Raw genomic sequence first — 16,747 nt, forward strand, 5'->3', positions numbered from 1 at the left:
TGCGGAGTGCTGCCTCAACGGCACTCCGCATGACGCTTTTTTTATTGGCAGTCCGTTACAACCTCACCCCAATACCCGGCCCCAGCATGTAGAACCACCGGCTGGTGCCCAGCAAAAAGCCGCCGCCCAGGTACAGCGGGAACGTAAACTTGGCCTCGCGCCGCGTGGGGTACACCGAGCCGAGAATCACCACGCCCAGGTCGCGGTTGGTGCTGCTGCTGCCCAGGTTGAAGGCATTGAGGGCCACGAAGCCCGCGCCGATTTTGTAGGGCCGCAGGCGATTGATTTTGTTGGGGCTGTAGAAGCTGAACTGCGCCAGCGTGGCCAGCGAAATACCGCCCAGGTCGCCAAAGCCGGTATCGCCCTGCTTGCGGGTGAGCAGGCCGGCCGGGAAGCTCACGTCGATGTCAAACTTGTAGCGGCGCTTGAGCACCAGCTCCACGGTTTGGGTGTAGCCGGTTTCGCCGTATTGGCTGGACTGATGCTTCACCGTGACCACAATGCGGCTCCACTCGTCGAGGTCGTAGGTTTTGCGGCCCAGCAGCGAGTTCAGGCTGAGCGGGTCGGTGCGGCACTGCTTGTCGGCGTAGAAGGCGGCGCGGGGCGAATTGTCGCCGGGGCACACCAGCAGGCTTTCCACGTTGCGCAGCTCGATGAGTTCGCCCTTGCTGTTGAGGGTCCGGATTTCGAAGCTCAGGTACTGCTTGCCGAACAGCAGCTCGGGCGTGTCGATGGCATTCGGGTTGAACTGAAACACCACGTCGCGGATGGTGCCATCGTACAGCACCGGGCCGTTCAGGCGGGTGATGGGCCGGGCCGCGTCGCCGTAGGCCACCGACACAAAATCGAGCGGGTGCGGCCGCTGAAATTCCTTGATATTCAGGGCATAGCCCGTCGGCTGCCCGGCGTTGTAGATATTGCTTTTGCGCTTGTCGAAGCTCACCGGCACCCGCACGCGATATACCAGCCGGGCATCGGTCCGCACCGACGAATCGGAGGGGATGACCGGCAGGTCTTCGAACGAGATGCGCGCTTTCTGCAGGCCCTCCCCTTCCAGGCGCACGTCCACGGTTTCGCCGGGGCTCACGCTCAGGCCGGGCGTCCACTCGCCGCCGCGGTGCAGCACCTGCACGTTCCGAATCACGGTCTGGGGCGTGATGTCGAGGTTGGTGAGGTAGCGGGCCACGTCGTTTTCCTTGATGTAGAGGTAGCCTTCGGTCTGGCGGTGCGTGTTGTAAGGGCGCAGGTAGCACAGCACCCGGTCGTTGCTGAGAAACTGGCGGGTAAAGATTTCGGCAATGAGCTCGCCGCCGGGCTCTTCCTGGTCCTCCACGCGGTAGGTGCGGCGCAGCTCGAAGCTACGGCCGTTGTCCAGAATCAGCTCCACACCCTTGCGGCGGCCGGCCTCGTCCATGGTCACGCTGCGCTTGTCGGGCGACAGAAAGCGCAGGCGGCTGGCTTTCACGTTGAATTCCTGCTTCAGCACCGGCAGCTGGTAGCTGATTTTATTGCCGGGCCCGAGTATCGGCCGTTCGGTTTGCAGCTTCACGGCCAGTGTGCGGATGCCCAGCTGGTTGGGCAGCACGTGCAGGCGCAGGGTGCCGTTGGCCTCGGCCACCAGGCGGTAGTCGAACTCGGTGCCGCGCACCCACTCACCCGTGGCGTGGATGTTGCGCGGGTTCGAGCTGGTCAGCTCAAACACCTTTTCCTCGCCCACAAACAGCTCGTTATCAGCCACCCGCAGCACCGTTGAGGTGCGCGCCAGCGGCAGCAGCGGCACTATCTCCCGTCGGGGCTCCCGGCCCGCCGAGTCGGCCGCCTGCTCCACCACCAGGCGCAGGAAGCGGCTGCTGGTCAGGTTGGCGAACTTGAGCCGGGTGCGAAAACCGCCGTCCTCCTCTTTGGTGAGCGAGTCGAGCTGCTGAAAATCGGGATTGCGGCGCAGGCGCAGCGGTTTGAGGCTCGTGGCATTGGTGGGGTAGAGCCGCAGCTCCAGCGTCTCGTCGTCGCGCCGAAACCAGAAATAGAGCGTGGTCACCCCCTGCACCGCCACGGTATTGTGGGAAAGCAGGTACGTGGCCGTATCGGTACGCAGGCTGATTTCGCGGAGGATGGGCGGGCTGGCGGGCGCTACCTGCGCAGCGGAAAAACGCGGTGCGAGTCCCAGGATAATGCCAAAAACGGCTGCAAATACACGGGAGCGCAACGAAGCAGGCATCGAATCGAAGGGAGCAGAAATAGGGCCCCACGCCCGCAAAGGTCGTTTCCGACAAGCCCGGCTGCAAAGCTCGCCTTTAAATAATTGCGACGGCCAGTCCAAAAAGCCTGTTTGCGCGGCCTACTTCAGCTTCTCCTTGCGCCCGGTGCCCAGCAACAGGAGCACCAGCAGCAGAAACCCCGTGGCGCCCAGGCTCCACCAGGTTATTTCGGGCACGCCGCGGTGGTAGGGCATGTCGGGCGAGTAGCGGCCCATCAAGGACAGGCCCGAAAACAGCAGCCCGCCCACGCACAGCAGCGCCAGAATGGTGCGGCTCACCAGCTGGTCGGCCTTGCGCAGCAGGCTTTGGTAGCCCACCAGCTCGAACTTCACCCGCAGCTCGCCCTTGCTGATTTTGCGCACAATCTGGCGCACATCGGCCGGCAGGGTCTGGATGAGGGCCAGCAGCTGCGTGCCCGTGTATTCGGCCTCCGTCAGCAGGTTTTCGCGCGAGTACTGCTCCCGGATAATCTTGGCCCCGTAGGGCCGCACAAACTCGAAGGTGTTGAAATTGGGGTGCAGCACCTTGCCGATGCCTTCCAGAATAACCAGCGCCCGCAGAATGAGAAACACCGCGCCCGGCACCTGCAGCTTGTAGTTGTAGATGATGTTCTGGAGGGCGTCGGCGAGGTCGCTCATGCTCATCTCCTTCACGTCGAGCATGGCGAAATCCTCAATCAGCTGGCTCAAATCGGCTTCGAAGGCGCGCATATCCGGGATTTCGGCCGTGAGGGCCAGCCGCCGGAAGTTGAGCGCCATGCTGCGCGCATCCTGCCGCGCCATGCCGATGAACACGCCCGCAAAGGCATATTTCTGCTGCTTGGTGAGGCGGCCCACCATGCCGAAGTCGATGAGCACCACCGTGCCGTCGGGGCGCACCAGCACGTTGCCGGGGTGCGGGTCGGCGTGAAAAATTCCGAACTCAAAAATCTGGGTCAGGTAGATGTCCATGCCGTTTTCGGCCACGGCGGCGGGACGCAGGCCCCATTCCAGCAGCTGCGCCTTGTCGGTAATTTTGCAGCCGCTCACAAACTCAATCACCAAGATGCGCGAGGTGCTCAGCTCCCGAAACGGCTTGGGCACGTAGAACGTGGTGTAGTCTTCGTAGAGCTTGCGGAACTGCTCCATCGAGCGCGCTTCGGCGGTGTAATCCAGCTCCTTGCTCATGCTGCGCTCGAAGGCATCCACAATGTCCTGCGGATTGGCCAGCCCCTGCTTTTGCAAAAAGCCGGCCGTGAGGCGTACCAGCTCGTGCAGCAGGGCCAGGTCGGAGCGCACTTTTTCGCGCACGCCGGGGCGCTGCACCTTCACCACCACTTCCTCGCCGGTGAGCAGCCGCGCCCGGTGCACCTGCCCGATGCTGGCCGAGCCCAGCGTCACGTCATCAAACTCGCTGAACACCTCCGCAATCGGCCGGCCCAGCTCTTCCTCGATAATCTGCCGGGCCAGCGCCGTTTCAAAGGGCGGCACGTTGCTTTGCAGCTTCTCAAACTCGTCAATCAGGGCCTCGGGCAGCAGGTCGGCCCGGTTGCTCATGGCTTGGGCCAGCTTGATGAACGTGGGGCCCAGCTCCTCGATAATCAGGCGCACCCGCTCCCAGCGTGTGGTTTCAAACACCTGCCGGTCTTCGCGCTGCCAGCTCAGGCGGCGGCTCTGGCTCACCAGCCGGCGCAAGGGGGTGGTCGTCACCACATCCTCGAAGCCGTAGCGCAGCAGCACTTCGGCCACCTGCCGGATGCGGGAAAGGTTGGAAATCGTATTCTTAAACATGACCGCAGATTAAGCAGATTAATCTGATTTCGCAGATTGGGCCGCGCCGGCACAAGCAGGCGCCGGCAGTTTGCAACGTTAAAAAACCCCGCCTGCACCGGGCAAGCGGGGTTTTCATGCTACGCTGATGCGTGGATTATGCGTTGCCTTCGGCCGGTGCGGCGGACGCGGCAGGCGCAGCTTTCTTGGCAGCCGGCTTGCTGGTGGCAGGCTTGGCGGCGGGTTTGGCGGCGGGTTTGGCGGCTGGTTTGGCAGCAGCTTTCGGGGCGGGCTTGGCAGCCGCAGCCGCTTTGGCGGCGGTCGATTTCTGGGCCGAATCGGCGGCGGCGCTCACTTTGTCGGCTACTTTCTTCACGGTGCCGGCGGCTTTGCTGGCCACGCTGTTGGCGGTGGCAGCGGCCGTTTTGGCAACCGGAGCAGCGGCGGGCTTCTTGCCGGCGGCTTTGCCTTTGGCGGCGGGCTTGGCATCGCTCAGGCCCACCGTGCTTTTGGCGCGCTCCAGCAGGCCCTGGAATTGCTTCTCCAGCTCGGCGCGCTTGGTTTCGCCGCTTTTCAGCAGGTCGTCCACAATTTTCTTGCCCTCGGCCTGGGTCATCTTGTTGTCTTTCACCAGCTTGTCGATGGTGCTTTGAACCGATTTGCTGCCCTGGGCGATGTAACCCACGCCAGCATTAACGAACTTTTTAAACAAATCTTCCATGGTGAAGGAATGGGTTGGAGTGAAAAGAAAAAAGGGTAAGATTCTGATGAAAAGCAGGTTGCGTTTATCAATTAGTATGCAAGCCGACTATTTTCGGTACAAACCTACAAACGCAACGCAATATAGTGGAGCTATGTACGCCGGTTTTTTCGAAAAGTGGCTCAAAATCATCCGAATGAGGATTTATTTTTCTGGAAACTCCAATCCAAGCCTTGCTGAATCGTGGCATTCATTCTCTGAAGAAACGAATGATGAGAACGAGGTAGAGACGAATGTACCTAAGCGGCCCGGCGACGCGAAACGCTGCGGCGCTCCGCTACGGGAAGCGTCGGCTTCGCCTTTGCCTGGACCGCCCATAGCTGCGCCAGAAAGCTGGCTACCTGGTCGAGGGCCTGCCGGGCCTCCGGCACCACACGCCAGAACAAATGCCACCAATGCACCAGCCCCTCAAACGGTTGCAGCGTGACGGGCACACCAGCAGCGCGGGCTTTCCGGGCAAATTTCACCACGTCATCGTAGAGCACTTCGGCGGTGGAAATCTGGATGAGCAGTGGTGGGAGGCCGTGCAAATCGGCTTGCGAAGGCGAAAGCAGCGGATGCGAAAGGTCCGTTTTGTGGGCGTAGAGCGGCCCCCAGGTCCGCATCTGCAGGGCTTCGAGCAGCAGGGTTTCTTCCTGCGAAACGCGGCGCAGGATGTTGACGGGCAGGTTGAGGTCGGTCCAGGGCGAGAGGCCGATGCCGGCGGCGGGCAGGGCCTCGCCGGCATCGCGCAGGGCCAGCAGCAGGGCCAGCGCCAGGCCGCCCCCGGCCGAGTCGCCACCCACCACGATGTCGTGCGGCTGGTAGCCCTGGCGCAGCAGCCAGCGGTAGGCCCGGCGGGCATCGTCGAGGGCGGCGGGGAAGGGGTGGTCGGGCGCTTTGCGGTAGTTGATGGTGAGCACGTTGAGCTCGCAGCGCAGGGCCAGGCTGCCCACCAGGCTGCGGTGGGTATTGAGCGAGCCCAGCACGTAGCCGCCGCCGTGCAGGTAGAGCAGCACCCGCCCGGGATGCGCGGCGCGCGGCCGCAGCCACTCGGCTTCGAGCCGATTATCGAGCCGGAAGCTCTCCAGATTGACGCGCCAGGGCATGAACTGAAACAGCGCGCCGGCTTCCATGGCCAGCCGGATGGCGCCTACGCTGGGCTTGCGGCGCGCCAGCGGCACGGCCGCTGCTACAAGAAACTGCTTGAGCAGCAGGTGTTGAAACGAGGGCATTGGGTGGGATTTGGGGAGTGCGGGAGGGTGGGGAGCTGGTAGGCAGCAGAACGTCAGCGCATCTTTAGAACGTCATGCTGAGCGCAGTCGAAGCATCTCGCGTGCAATGGTAATTCTCTTTTTCAACAATTGAGTTACTACCACATGCGAGATGCTTCGACTGCGCTCAGCATGACATTCTTTTATTCGTTCTTCTATTACGGCTTCTGCCCCAGCTTATTGCCTTTGTAGCCTTTGATAGCCAGCGGAATCCAGCCAATCAACGGGATGAAATAGGCCAGGGTTATGGGATTGCGCCAGAGCATGCGCAGCCAGGCCCCGGGCTTGTCGAGCTGCATGCGGAAATTGCGGCGGCCTTCCTTCACATACAGCCGCTCGAACTCGGTGAACATGGCGGGCCAGGCGAAGGGCAGGAAAAACGGGAAATAGCGCCGGTTTTCCTTCATGCGCTGCCACAGCTCGCCCCAACGGTAGGGCTTCTGGCCGTAGGTTTTTACGGCGGCGTCCATCTCCGTTTGCATCTGCTGGCGGATTTGCTCGCTCAGGGCCAGGTACTCTTCGCGGGTGAGCTCGTCGGTGGTTTTGGTGGTGAGGTCGGACGGGCGGATGCGGGTGCCCATCACGAAAATCAGCTTGGCCGGCAGCGCCAGGTAGAAGGCCCAGGGCTGCACCAGCACCAGCAGCAGCAGCACCGTGAGCGGCAGGAACGGGATGCCGATTTTCTTGGTGAGGTTGTTTATCCAATCCACGCTGTAGGCGTAGGGATTGAGGTATTCGGCGTTGATGGTGTAGAAGGGCACAATGTCGGTGCCGTGCTGCAGGCCCAGGCGCACCATGCTGGTAGCCAGGCGCTGCAGCTCGTACTTCCGGTTGAAGCCTTTGCCGATGCCGGGCACGCCCTCGGGGTACAGCATCAGGTTGTGGTCCTGGTAGTACATCATGGTTTCGAAGTTCAGCGTGGTGGCATCCACGCAGCCGCACTTCTTCCAGAAATCCTTCACCAGGTAGGGGTTCATCAGGGCCGTCTGGGAGAGCAGCGGGGCCGAGAGCGGGCGGGGCAGGTCGCTCATCTGCTCGTGCCTGGGCAGGTAGCGAAACAGGTGCGACAGCGCCACGATGGCATCCCAGGGGAAGGCCATGCCGGAGTGGTTGCTGGCAAAAATCAGGGGCCGGTCGGGGTTGTTGCGCTGCGGAAAATCCTCGAAGCCCACCAGCTCGGAGCGAAACCACACGCGGTCGAGCAGCTGCAGCAGGTTCTCGTCGACGGTTCGGGTAAAGTCCTCCTCGAAATAGTCGTTGTAGATGTGCTGATTGGCCACAATGGCCGGCGGTGGTGGCGAAGACGCGGTGGTGGCGGGCATGGTGGGAAATGCAGCAGACGAGGGACGGAAGATAGGCGAATTTCTACCGCTGTGCGCGGCAGCAGGTTCTGACGCCGGCTACTGCAGCGGACGCGGAGGCTAACGCCGCGGTTCGCAGCGCGGGCTGATTCAGCCCCGGCTGCCGAAAATGGCGCTGCCCACGCGCACCAGCGTGCTGCCTTCGGCCACGGCCAGCGGGTAGTCGCCGCTCATGCCCATCGAAATATCCCGGAAGGCCTCATCCGTGGCGAAATACGTGTTTTTCAGCTGCTCAAAATAGCCGCGCAGCTGCCGAAACTCTTGCCGTAGCCGGGCTTCATCATGCGTGAAGGTGGCCACGCCCATCACGCCGGTGAGGCGCACGTTCTGGTACTGGTGGTACTCGTCTGATGCGAGAATTTCCTCCGCTTCGGCCAGCGTGAGGCCCGATTTCGTTTCTTCCTGCGCGATGTGAAACTGCAGCAGTCCGTTGATAACCCGGTTGTTAGCAGCAGCATGCTTGTTGATTTCGCGCAGCAGCCTGGCGCTGTCGATGCTCTGAATGGTGTGCACAAAAGGCGCCAGCAGCTTCACCTTGTTGGTCTGGAGCTGGCCGATGAGGTGCCACTCCACATCGGCCGGCAGCTGGGGCTGCTTGGCGGCCATTTCCTGGGGCCGGTTTTCGCCAAAGCAGCGGGCGCCGGCGTCGTAAGCTTCCTGCAGCTTCTCGACGGGGTGGGTTTTCGTCACCACGCAGAGGCGGGCGGCCGTGCCGGCCAGCTCGGCGTTGATGCGGTGGATGTTATCGGCGATGGACATGGGTATGCGTTAAAATTTGAACGATGTAGGGGCGGGGCCTGCCCCCGCCCAGACGCCTGCATCGTTTCAACGGTTTCGTTCAACGGCGGGCGGGGGCAGGCCCCGCCCCTACTGCTTCACTTCCTTGAATCCCATCTTCTTCACTTCCTCTTCCGAGAGGTTTTTCACCTCCGAAATCACGTTTACGTCGGATTTCTGCACCAGCGGCGCGGCCGTGGCGGCGGTGGTTTTGGTTTGCTGCTGCTGTTGCTGCTCGGAGTTGGCCACCACCACTTTGGTGTTGTTTTCAACCTGCTTAAACTCGATGTTGACCTGGTTGACGCGCTGCTGGGCGGTCACCAGGTCGCGGCGCAGGCCTTCTACCTGGTGGCGGTACTCGTCGGTCGTCACGGCCTGCTTTTTCAGGCTTTCCTGAATTTCGGCCACTTTCCGCTTCAGCTCGTCGGCTTCGGCCTTGGCGGCTTTCAGCTCGCTCTCTTTTTGGCGGCGCTCCTGCTCGGCGCGGTCGGCATCCTGCCGGGCCCGGTCCGATTGCAGGCGGCCGGCCAGCTCGTTGCTGCTGATGAGGTTGTCGCAGCTCTTGGTGAGCAGCAGGTTGTTGAGGCTCACCAGGTCCACGCTCACCACGTAGTCGGTCTTGAACTGGTCGGAGCTGCTGTACACCTTGCCGCCCGAGCTGAACACCGTGCCCGACACCCCCATTTCGGTTCCCACTTCCTGGTACACGCGGCTGTGCACGCTCGATAGCTTGGCCGAGCGGATGTAGTAGATGCGCTTTTTCAGCTCCGGAGCCACGTTTTTGGCCGCCTTGCAAATGTCGAGGTAGGGCACGGCGGTTTCGGGCACCAGCACGCCGCCGATGTCGGTGATGATGAGCTCCACGATGGAGGCGTGGCTGGCCGCCACCGAGGCCACCATGTAGCTGCCGTTCATCTTGAAGGCGGTGCTGATTTTGGAGCTGTAGAGCACGTCGGCCAGCGCCTGGTTGCGCAGCGGCGGCTCGCCGGGCTTGATGTACTGCCCGATGATGCTGGCCTTGTCGCGGTCTTCGAGCAGGATGAGGCAGCCGGTGAGGTCCTCAATCTTGTTGCGGTACATGGCCAGGCCCTTGATGAAGGTCCGGTCGGTATAGTCGCGGGGCAGGTTGGCGTTGAGGGTGGCCGCGCCATCGGTGAGGCGCACGCGCATGAGGTGGCCTTGCGCGCGGGCAGAGAAGGCGCCAAACAGCGCCAGCAACGCCACGCCGAGAGCCAACAGGCTTTTGTTCATGGGAAAAAGACGGCCCGGAGGAATAGAATTGAAGTAGCGTCGGGCTGCCTAAACAAAAGTAGGCCCTCAGGGCCTTGCCATCAGCCCCGGCAGCCAATATTTCAATGGCTATTGTCGATGACGACGCCTGCTGCGCAACATAGTAGCCGCGCGGCGCGGCGGCTCCGCAACCGGGGGCGCTAATCTTCCAGCGGGTTGCTCAGGAACGTGCTTTTCAGCAGCAGCCACAGCAGCCACAGGCCGATGCTCAGCCACAGGTACGGCCGGTAAAAATCCTTGGTATTGCGGAAGCGCAGCTGCTTGATTTCCGACTTTTCGAGGCGGTTAATCTGGCTGAACACTTCGCGCAATGCACCGTTGTCGGTGGCCCGGAAGAAGCGGCCGTCGGCCGCGGCGGCGAGTTGGCGCATGGTGGTTTCATCAAGCCGCGTATCGACGTAGCGCACGTGGCCCAGCGAGTCCTGGCCGTAGGGCACGAAGCCGTCCTTGCCCAGCCCGATGGTGTAGATGCGGATGCCAAACGCGTGGGCCAGCTGCGCGGCCAGCAGGGGGTCGAGGCTGCCGGCGTTGCTTTCGCCATCCGAGAGCAGAATGACCACCCGCGAGCGGGCCGTGGACTCGCGCAGGCGGTTGGTGGCCACGCCCAGCGCCGTGCCAATGGCCGTGCCGTCGTTCTGAATCAGGCCAATGCGCAGGCTGGCGAGGTCTTCGCGCAGCAGGTCGTAGTCGGTGGTGAGGGGAGCCAGCGAGTAGGCATCGCCGGCGAAGGCAATGAGGGCCAGCCGGTCGCCCGCGCGGCTTTTCAGGAAGTCGGCGGCAATGCGCTTGGCGGCTTCGAGGCGGTTGGGGCGCAGGTCCTGAATTTCCATCGAGCCCGACACATCCAGCGCCAGCACGAGGTCGATGCCGCGGCCCGACTGCTCCACCCGCTCGTCGGTGCGCTGGGGCCGGGCCAGCGCCACAATGCCGAAGCTCAGGGCCAGGCCCAGCACCACCTCGGGCACAAAGCGCAGGGCGGCGGTCCAGTCGCGGCGCACGGGGCCGGGCGCGAAGGCCACGGCCACCCGCGCCCACCGCCGCGCCAGCAGCCGCCGCAGCAAAAACAGCAGCGGCACCGCCGCAATGAGCAGCAGCAGGCGCGGCTGCTGCCACTGGTAGCTGGCCAGCGTGGTGTAGCGCAGGAGGTTGAAAAAGTCGTTCAAGCAGGCGCGAAGGTAGTTTCCTCAATGAGGAATGAAGAATGAGGAATGAAGAATTGGCATATAAAGCTCAAATTCCTCATTCCTCATTCCTCATTCCTCATTAAGCGAAGCGTAGCGCCGCTCGGCAAAGCTGCGCAGGCGCTGGAAGGCGCGGTCCACCTCGGCAGCATCTTCGCTTTGCAGGTTGCCATACACTACTTTATCGGTCGCATTCAGGGCTTTGCGCACGTCGCTGTCGTTTTCAAAATACGCCACCAGCTCGCGGGTGGTGAAGGAATTCAGGTCGCTGTTCTCAAGCCGGGCGAGGTAGTTTTTCCAAAGCACCACGGCGCGCTCCACGTTGGTGGCCGAGCGCGAGAGCTCAAACCGCTCGACGTGCCGGGCAAACTGCGCCAGGAAATAGCCGTGGTTTTTGCGCAGCTTGTAGGCCCGGTAGCGCCGCGTGAGCCGCCGCCGAAACAAGGCCGCGCTGCCGCCCAGCACCATGAAGAGCACCAGCGTGCCCGCAATCCAGTACGGATAATTAAATACCGGCTCTACCGGCACCAGGGCCAGGTTCTGACGCAGAGCTGGCAGCTGCGCAGTGCCGGCAGGCAACGGCGCGGTGGTGCGGCGCAGCCGCACGCGGCTGGCCGGCGGCAGGATGCTAAGGGTGTCTTCGCCCTGCAGCACCGCCACGGGCAGGGCCAGGGCTTGCACCGAATCGAGCCGGAACGTGCGCAGGTGGTAAATGGCGCGGTCAACGCTGATGCCATTGCGCGTGCGCGTCGGAAAAAACGTCTTGCCGGCGTACTCGAACGGCGTAAACTTCGCCAGCGAGTCCGGAAAAACCACTTCCAAATCGGGCGCGTGGGCGTAGCGCAGCTCATAGTCGAGCGGCTCGCCGATGAGAACGGTCTGCTTCAGGAAGCGGCCCTGGGGGATGGGCGGGGCAGATTGGGCACTGGCATTGAGAGGCAGCAAACTTATGAGCAATAAGGCCGTCATGCTGAGCGCAGCCGAGGCAACTCTCCCGCAGCAGTAAACCTGATTACTTGCGCGGGAGAGATGCTTCGACAAGCTCAGCATGACGTGCCGGGAATGAACCCCGCTGCTATTCTGCTTACCCACGGCGACCCATCTGACGGCGGTGACGAAACAGATTCACGAGCTGGGGCACGAAATCGCCCTCCGTGCTCAGGGCCAGGAAGCCGGTGCGGTGGCGGCGGCAGATGTTCACCAGCTCGGCCTCGCGCCGGTCGGCGGTGGCCTCCACGCTGGCCCGGAAGCTGGCCGAGGCCGTGTTTACCCAGCGCGTCTGGCCGGTTTCGGTATCGCGCAGGGGCACAATGCCGAGGGCCGGAAACTGCCGCTCGCGCGGGGCCAGCAGCTGCACCACAATCAGGTCGTGGCGCTGGGCCAGCATGGTGAGCTCGCGCTCGTAGTTGCCGTCGATAAAATCGGACACCAGCACCACCAGGCTGCGGCGTTTCAGCAGGCCCAGCGCCTGCCGGATGCCCGCCCCCACCCCCGTGCGCACCGAGGCCGGCACCAGCGCAAACAGCCGGTTGATGAGCGCATAGGTGGGCCGGGGGCCCTTGGCCGGCGGCAAATACAGCTCCTTCTGGTCGGAGAATGCGAACAGGCCCAGCGCCGAGCCCTGCCGGGCCGCCGACAGCGCCAGCAGCCCCGCAATATCGCGGGCCACGTCGAGCTTGCGGCGCTGGCCGTCGCCCACGTCCAGCGAGCCGCTCACGTCGAGCAGCACCAGCACCTGCTGCTCTTTTTCCTCTTTGTAGGTTTTCACGAAGGTGCCGTGGCCCTTGCTCGACACGGCCCAGTCGATGGCGCGCACCTCGTCGCCATACTGGTAAAGGCGCACGTCGTCGAATTCCAGGCCCGTGCCCTTGAACACGGAGTGAAAATCGCCCTGCAGCTGGGCCTCCACCGCCTTGCGGATGCGGATTTCGAGGTGGCGCAGGCGGCGCACCAGTGCCGTGAGAGCCGGGGGCACGGAGGGATTCATGTGGGCGAAGCTACGGTGCGAACGTAACTTTGCGGCGTGAAAAACTTCCGTCATCGTTGTTTGGGCCTGGCGCTGGCCGTTCTCCCCCTGGCCCTGCCTGCCTGCCAAACGCCCGAAAACCCGCCGCAGCCGGCCGGATTGCTCCCCAAAGAGAAGCTCGTTCCGCTGCTGGCCGACCTGCACGAGCTGGAAGCCCGCGTCGAAAGCAGCCGCCTCACCACCGATTCGTCCCGCGCCTTGTTTCTGGCCCAGCAAAAAGCCCTGCTCTGGAGGCACGAAGTATCCGACTCCGCTTTCCATCGCAGCTACCGCTACTACGGCGTCCACGGCAAGGATTTGCACGACATCTACGCGGCCGTTATCGACACGCTCACGGCCCGGCAGCACAAGCTCGACCCCGCCGCCGCCGCCCGCGACTCAGTAGAGGCAGCAAATAAGAAATGGGCCGGCGACGGAGCGAAATAAGCCGGCTCTCCCCGCCCGGGCGGGCTGCATCGCTGAAGCCAACTTATTGATAATCAAAAAGGCCGCCAGCAAAACTACTGACGGCCTTTTTCGTGGTGGTGATGTTAGGAATCGAACCTAAATCAAGAGCTTCGGAAACTCTCATACTATCCGTTGTACGACATCACCGGTACTTGATAGGACTGCAAAAGTAGCCGTAAAAACGAAGCGTACCAAATTGTCCGGTCATTTTTCTGCTTGCCCGGCGTGCGCAAAAAAACCCTCCGGCCGGGGCCGGAGGGTTTTTCGCTCTGATTCAGAACCAGCTGACGCCGTAATTACGCGTTAGCCAGCACTTCTTTCACGCGGGCGGCGGCATCTTTCAGCAGCACGGCCGATGATACCTTCAGGCCGCTCTCGTCGATGATGCGGGCGCCTTCCTCGGCGTTGGTGCCTTGCAGGCGCACAATGATGGGCACGCGGATGTCGCCAATGGCTTTGTAGGCTTCTACCACGCCGTTGGCCACCCGGTCGCAGCGCACGATGCCGCCGAAGATGTTAATCAGGATGGCCTTCACGTTCGGGTCCTTCAGGATGATGCGGAAGCCGGCTTCCACGGTCTGGGCGTTGGCTCCGCCGCCCACGTCGAGGAAGTTGGCCGGCTCGCCGCCGCTCAGCTTGATGATGTCCATGGTGGCCATGGCCAGGCCGGCGCCGTTCACCATGCAGCCCACGTTGCCGTCGAGCTTCACGTAGTTCAGGTTGTTGTTCGAGGCTTCCACTTCCAGCGGGTCTTCCTCGTTGAGGTCGCGCAGGCCCACGAAATCCTTGTGGCGGTAGAGGGCGTTGTCGTCCAGCGTCACCTTGGCGTCCACGGCCAGGATTTTGTTGTCCGAGGTTTTCAGCACGGGGTTGATTTCGAACATGCTGGAGTCCGTCTCGTCGTAGGCCTTGTAGAGGGCCGTCACGAACTTCACCATTTCCTTCTGCGCCTCGCCTTCGAGGCCGAGGTTGAAGGCAATCTTGCGGGCCTGAAAGCCCTGCAGGCCCACGGCGGGGTCCACAAATTCCTTCAGGATTTTGTCGGGGTGCGACTCGGCCACCTCTTCGATGTCCATGCCGCCCTCGGTGGTGTAGATGATGACGTTTTTGCCGCTGGTACGGTCCAGCAGCACGCTCATGTAGTATTCCTTGGTTTCCGACGGGCCGGGGTAGTACACGTCCTGGGCCACCAGCACCTTATGCACCTTGCGGCCTTCGGCGCCGGTTTGCTTGGTCACGAGCTGCATGCCAATGATTTCGCTGGCAATGTCCTTCACTTTGTCGATGCCTTTGGCGAGCTTCACTCCGCCCCCTTTGCCCCGGCCACCGGCGTGGATTTGCGCCTTGATGACGTACCAGCTGGTGCCGGTTTCGGCGGTCAGCTTCTCGGCGGCGGCTACGGCCTCCTCGGGGGTGTCGGCGGTGATGCCTTCCTGGATGCGGACGCCGTATTTTTTCAGGATTTCCTTACCCTGGTATTCGTGAATGTTCATAAAAACAGTAAAGGGGTGGTGATGCTGGTCGAACCGGTGCTTCTGCCGCCGGGTGGCAGCAGTTACCGGCGCGAAAGTACGGCTTCGCGCCGTGATTGTGCTACCCCGCCCGCGTTATTGCGCGTACCACCGGGCCAAAACGGCCTCGGCGGGCTTGTGCTGGGGCGTAAAATCGGCGTGGCGGCGGGCCGGGCCATCGGCCGCCAGCCCCGGGTACCACTTCCAGATGAACGTGCCCGCCAGCCAGGGCTGGCCCCAGCAGGCCCGGAACAGCGCCTCGTAGCAGCGGGCCTGGGTGGCTTCGTCGGGCGCGGCGGTGGCCATGCGTTCGGGCCACTCCCAGGGCCGGGCAGCGGCATCGGGCGTGGCTTTGTAGCCTACTTCGGTGAAGACGATGGGCTTTTTCACCTTTTTCTGCCACCGGGCCAGTCGCTGCAGATGCGGCTGCCAGCCGCGCAGCAGCGTATCGAGCGGCGGGCTGCTGGCGGTGCTCAGCGGGAAATACGCCTGAATGCCCACGTAGTCCAGCGCGTCCCAGAAGCGAATCTGCTCGTACTCGCCGCTCCAGTTGGCGGCGTAGGTGAGGCGGCCGTGGTAGGTTTTGCGGATGGCTTTGATGAGGCGGCGCCAGGCCTTTTCGTGGGCCGGCTCGGTGGCGTGCAGCAGCTCGGTGCCAATGCACAGGCCGTCGAACTGCTGGGCTTCGGCCAGTGCGGCGTAGTGCAGGATGAACCCGGAGTAATTGACAAACCAGGTATTCCAATCGGCCGGGCTGCTCATGTTGATGTCGCCGGGCCAGGCACCGCGCCCGCGCACCCACAAGTGCGGCTTCAGCAGCGTGCGGATGCCGTGCTGCCGCGCCAGCCGGGCGGTGTAGCGCAGGCCGGCGTCGCTTTCGCCCCACAGGCCGCGCCGGCCAGCGGGCCGCCCGGTATTCAGCCGAATGGCGGGCGCGGCAGCATCGGCCTGCCAGCCGAAGGGCATCTGGGCAATCCAGCGGACGTGGTCGCGCAGCAGCGGGGCCATGTCGGCGGCCGTGATGGAATCGCCGGCCACCCAGTTCACGCCGCGCAGGCGCGCGCTGTCGGCCCGTGGGTACGCCGGCCGTTGTTGCTGCCAGGGCCCGGTACCTGTAGCTTCCGTTTTTTGCGCTGCCAGGCTACGTTCGTGGGGGGCATCCAGCCAGCTACTGCCCAGCTTAGCCACGCCTGCCAGCACCAGCACGCCCAGGGCCAGCAGGGCCTCAAAGCGGTGCCGGAAGCAAAAAGTAGTGAGCATGACTGAAATCATTTCGGTTGGCGGCCGGGGCGAAGCCCCATCCCTGGCAAAGTTGCGTATAGGGCCGGTAGGCTCCGCCCGGATTGTGCGTAGCTTTGTTGCTGCCCGCATTTATTCACGTCTATCATTGCCCGCCGTTGCTGCAAGCTATCAACATTCATAAGAGCTATAATTCCCTGAACGTTCTCAAGGGCATTGACCTGACGATTGAAAAGTCGGAAATCGTGAGCATCGTGGGCTCGTCGGGGGCCGGCAAGAGCACGCTGCTGCACATTCTGGGCACGCTCGACACGCCCGATTCGGGCGAGGTGCTTTTTGATGGCGAGCTGGTGAGCGCGCTGGGGCGCAACGACCTGGCGCGGTTCCGCAACCGGCACATCGGGTTCATCTTTCAGTTTCACAACCTGCTGCCCGAGTTCACGGCCCTCGAAAACGTGTGCCTGCCCGCCTACCTGGCCGGCCGCACCGAAAAAGAAGTGCGCGTGCGGGCCCGCGAGCTCCTCGCCATGATGAACATGGAGCACCGCGCCGAGCACAAGCCCAGCGAAATGAGCGGCGGCGAGCAGCAGCGCGTGTCGGTGGCCCGCTCGCTCATCAACTCACCCGAAATCATTTTCGCCGACGAGCCCAGCGGCAACCTCGACACCAAAAACGCCCAGGAGCTGCACCAGATTTTTTTCCTGCTGCGCAAGGAGCTGGGCCAGACCTTCGTCATCGTGACGCACAACGACCAGCTGGCCGAAATGGCCGACCGCAAGATTGTGATGCGCGACGGCCACATTCTGGAAGGCGGGTAAAGTCAAATAGAGAATACCAGACCGTCATGCTGAGCGCAGCCGAAGCATCTCTACCGTGTAACGCAATCCAATCGAAAG

14 protein-coding genes and 1 tRNA gene are annotated in these 16,747 nt (G+C 62.8%); 2 read left to right on the forward strand and 13 right to left on the reverse strand.

The window, feature by feature from the left end; genetic code table 11:
- Positions 1-55 precede the first annotated feature (55 nt).
- The 10 genes from ACYVHT_RS01860 to ACYVHT_RS01905 all read right to left on the reverse strand — a co-directional run bounded on the left by ACYVHT_RS01860 (position 56) and on the right by ACYVHT_RS01905 (position 12,615).
- Complete coding sequence (locus ACYVHT_RS01860) at positions 56-2,218, reverse strand: hypothetical protein (protein ID WP_460547357.1); 2,163 nt, start codon at positions 2,216-2,218, stop codon at positions 56-58.
- A 120-nt stretch (positions 2,219-2,338) separates the two neighbouring features.
- Complete coding sequence (locus tag ACYVHT_RS01865; RefSeq protein ID WP_460547359.1) at positions 2,339-4,027, reverse strand: ABC1 kinase family protein; 1,689 nt, start codon at positions 4,025-4,027, stop codon at positions 2,339-2,341.
- Positions 4,028-4,163: 136 nt separating this feature from the next.
- Complete coding sequence (locus ACYVHT_RS01870; protein WP_460547361.1) at positions 4,164-4,727, reverse strand: phasin family protein; 564 nt, start codon at positions 4,725-4,727, stop codon at positions 4,164-4,166.
- 278 nt (positions 4,728-5,005) lie between these two features.
- Positions 5,006-5,980: an alpha/beta hydrolase gene (locus ACYVHT_RS01875; RefSeq protein ID WP_460547363.1), complete on the reverse strand. Its 975-nt coding sequence runs from the start codon at positions 5,978-5,980 to the stop codon at positions 5,006-5,008.
- A gap of 197 nt (positions 5,981-6,177) precedes the next feature.
- Positions 6,178-7,341, reverse strand: coding sequence for a lysophospholipid acyltransferase family protein (locus ACYVHT_RS01880; RefSeq protein ID WP_460547365.1), 1,164 nt, complete (start codon positions 7,339-7,341; stop codon positions 6,178-6,180).
- A gap of 129 nt (positions 7,342-7,470) precedes the next feature.
- Positions 7,471-8,139 (reverse strand): YggS family pyridoxal phosphate enzyme, encoded by a 669-nt coding sequence (locus ACYVHT_RS01885; protein WP_460547367.1) that lies wholly within the window; start codon positions 8,137-8,139, stop codon positions 7,471-7,473.
- Positions 8,140-8,247: 108 nt separating this feature from the next.
- Complete coding sequence (locus tag ACYVHT_RS01890) at positions 8,248-9,408, reverse strand: hypothetical protein (RefSeq protein ID WP_460547369.1); 1,161 nt, start codon at positions 9,406-9,408, stop codon at positions 8,248-8,250.
- A gap of 179 nt (positions 9,409-9,587) precedes the next feature.
- Entirely contained in the window at positions 9,588-10,610 is a 1,023-nt protein-coding gene (locus tag ACYVHT_RS01895) for a vWA domain-containing protein (protein WP_460547371.1), read from the reverse strand.
- A gap of 90 nt (positions 10,611-10,700) precedes the next feature.
- Positions 10,701-11,573 (reverse strand): hypothetical protein, encoded by an 873-nt coding sequence (locus tag ACYVHT_RS01900; protein ID WP_460547373.1) that lies wholly within the window; start codon positions 11,571-11,573, stop codon positions 10,701-10,703.
- Between the two features lie 139 nt (positions 11,574-11,712).
- Positions 11,713-12,615, reverse strand: a complete 903-nt coding sequence (locus ACYVHT_RS01905; protein WP_460547375.1) for a DUF58 domain-containing protein — start codon at positions 12,613-12,615, stop codon at positions 11,713-11,715.
- 36 nt (positions 12,616-12,651) lie between these two features.
- Between ACYVHT_RS01905 and ACYVHT_RS01910 the strand changes: the two genes are divergently transcribed.
- Entirely contained in the window at positions 12,652-13,080 is a 429-nt protein-coding gene (locus tag ACYVHT_RS01910) for a DUF4296 domain-containing protein (protein WP_460547377.1), read from the forward strand.
- A 93-nt stretch (positions 13,081-13,173) separates the two neighbouring features.
- Here the strand turns inward: ACYVHT_RS01910 and ACYVHT_RS01915 are convergent.
- From ACYVHT_RS01915 to ACYVHT_RS01925, 3 genes are all read right to left on the reverse strand, one after another.
- Positions 13,174-13,248: transfer RNA gene (locus ACYVHT_RS01915), tRNA-Arg, on the reverse strand.
- 149 nt (positions 13,249-13,397) lie between these two features.
- Positions 13,398-14,594 (reverse strand): succinate--CoA ligase subunit beta, encoded by a 1,197-nt coding sequence (sucC, locus tag ACYVHT_RS01920; protein ID WP_460547379.1) that lies wholly within the window; start codon positions 14,592-14,594, stop codon positions 13,398-13,400.
- Between the two features lie 114 nt (positions 14,595-14,708).
- Positions 14,709-15,872, reverse strand: coding sequence for a glycoside hydrolase family 113 (locus ACYVHT_RS01925; protein ID WP_460547381.1), 1,164 nt, complete (start codon positions 15,870-15,872; stop codon positions 14,709-14,711).
- Positions 15,873-16,009: 137 nt separating this feature from the next.
- On the opposite strand from ACYVHT_RS01925, the gene ACYVHT_RS01930 reads away from it, so the two are divergent.
- Positions 16,010-16,669 (forward strand): ABC transporter ATP-binding protein, encoded by a 660-nt coding sequence (locus ACYVHT_RS01930; RefSeq protein WP_208177435.1) that lies wholly within the window; start codon positions 16,010-16,012, stop codon positions 16,667-16,669.
- The last annotated feature ends 78 nt before the right edge of the window (positions 16,670-16,747 follow it).

Source organism: Hymenobacter daeguensis (assembly GCF_054780555.1).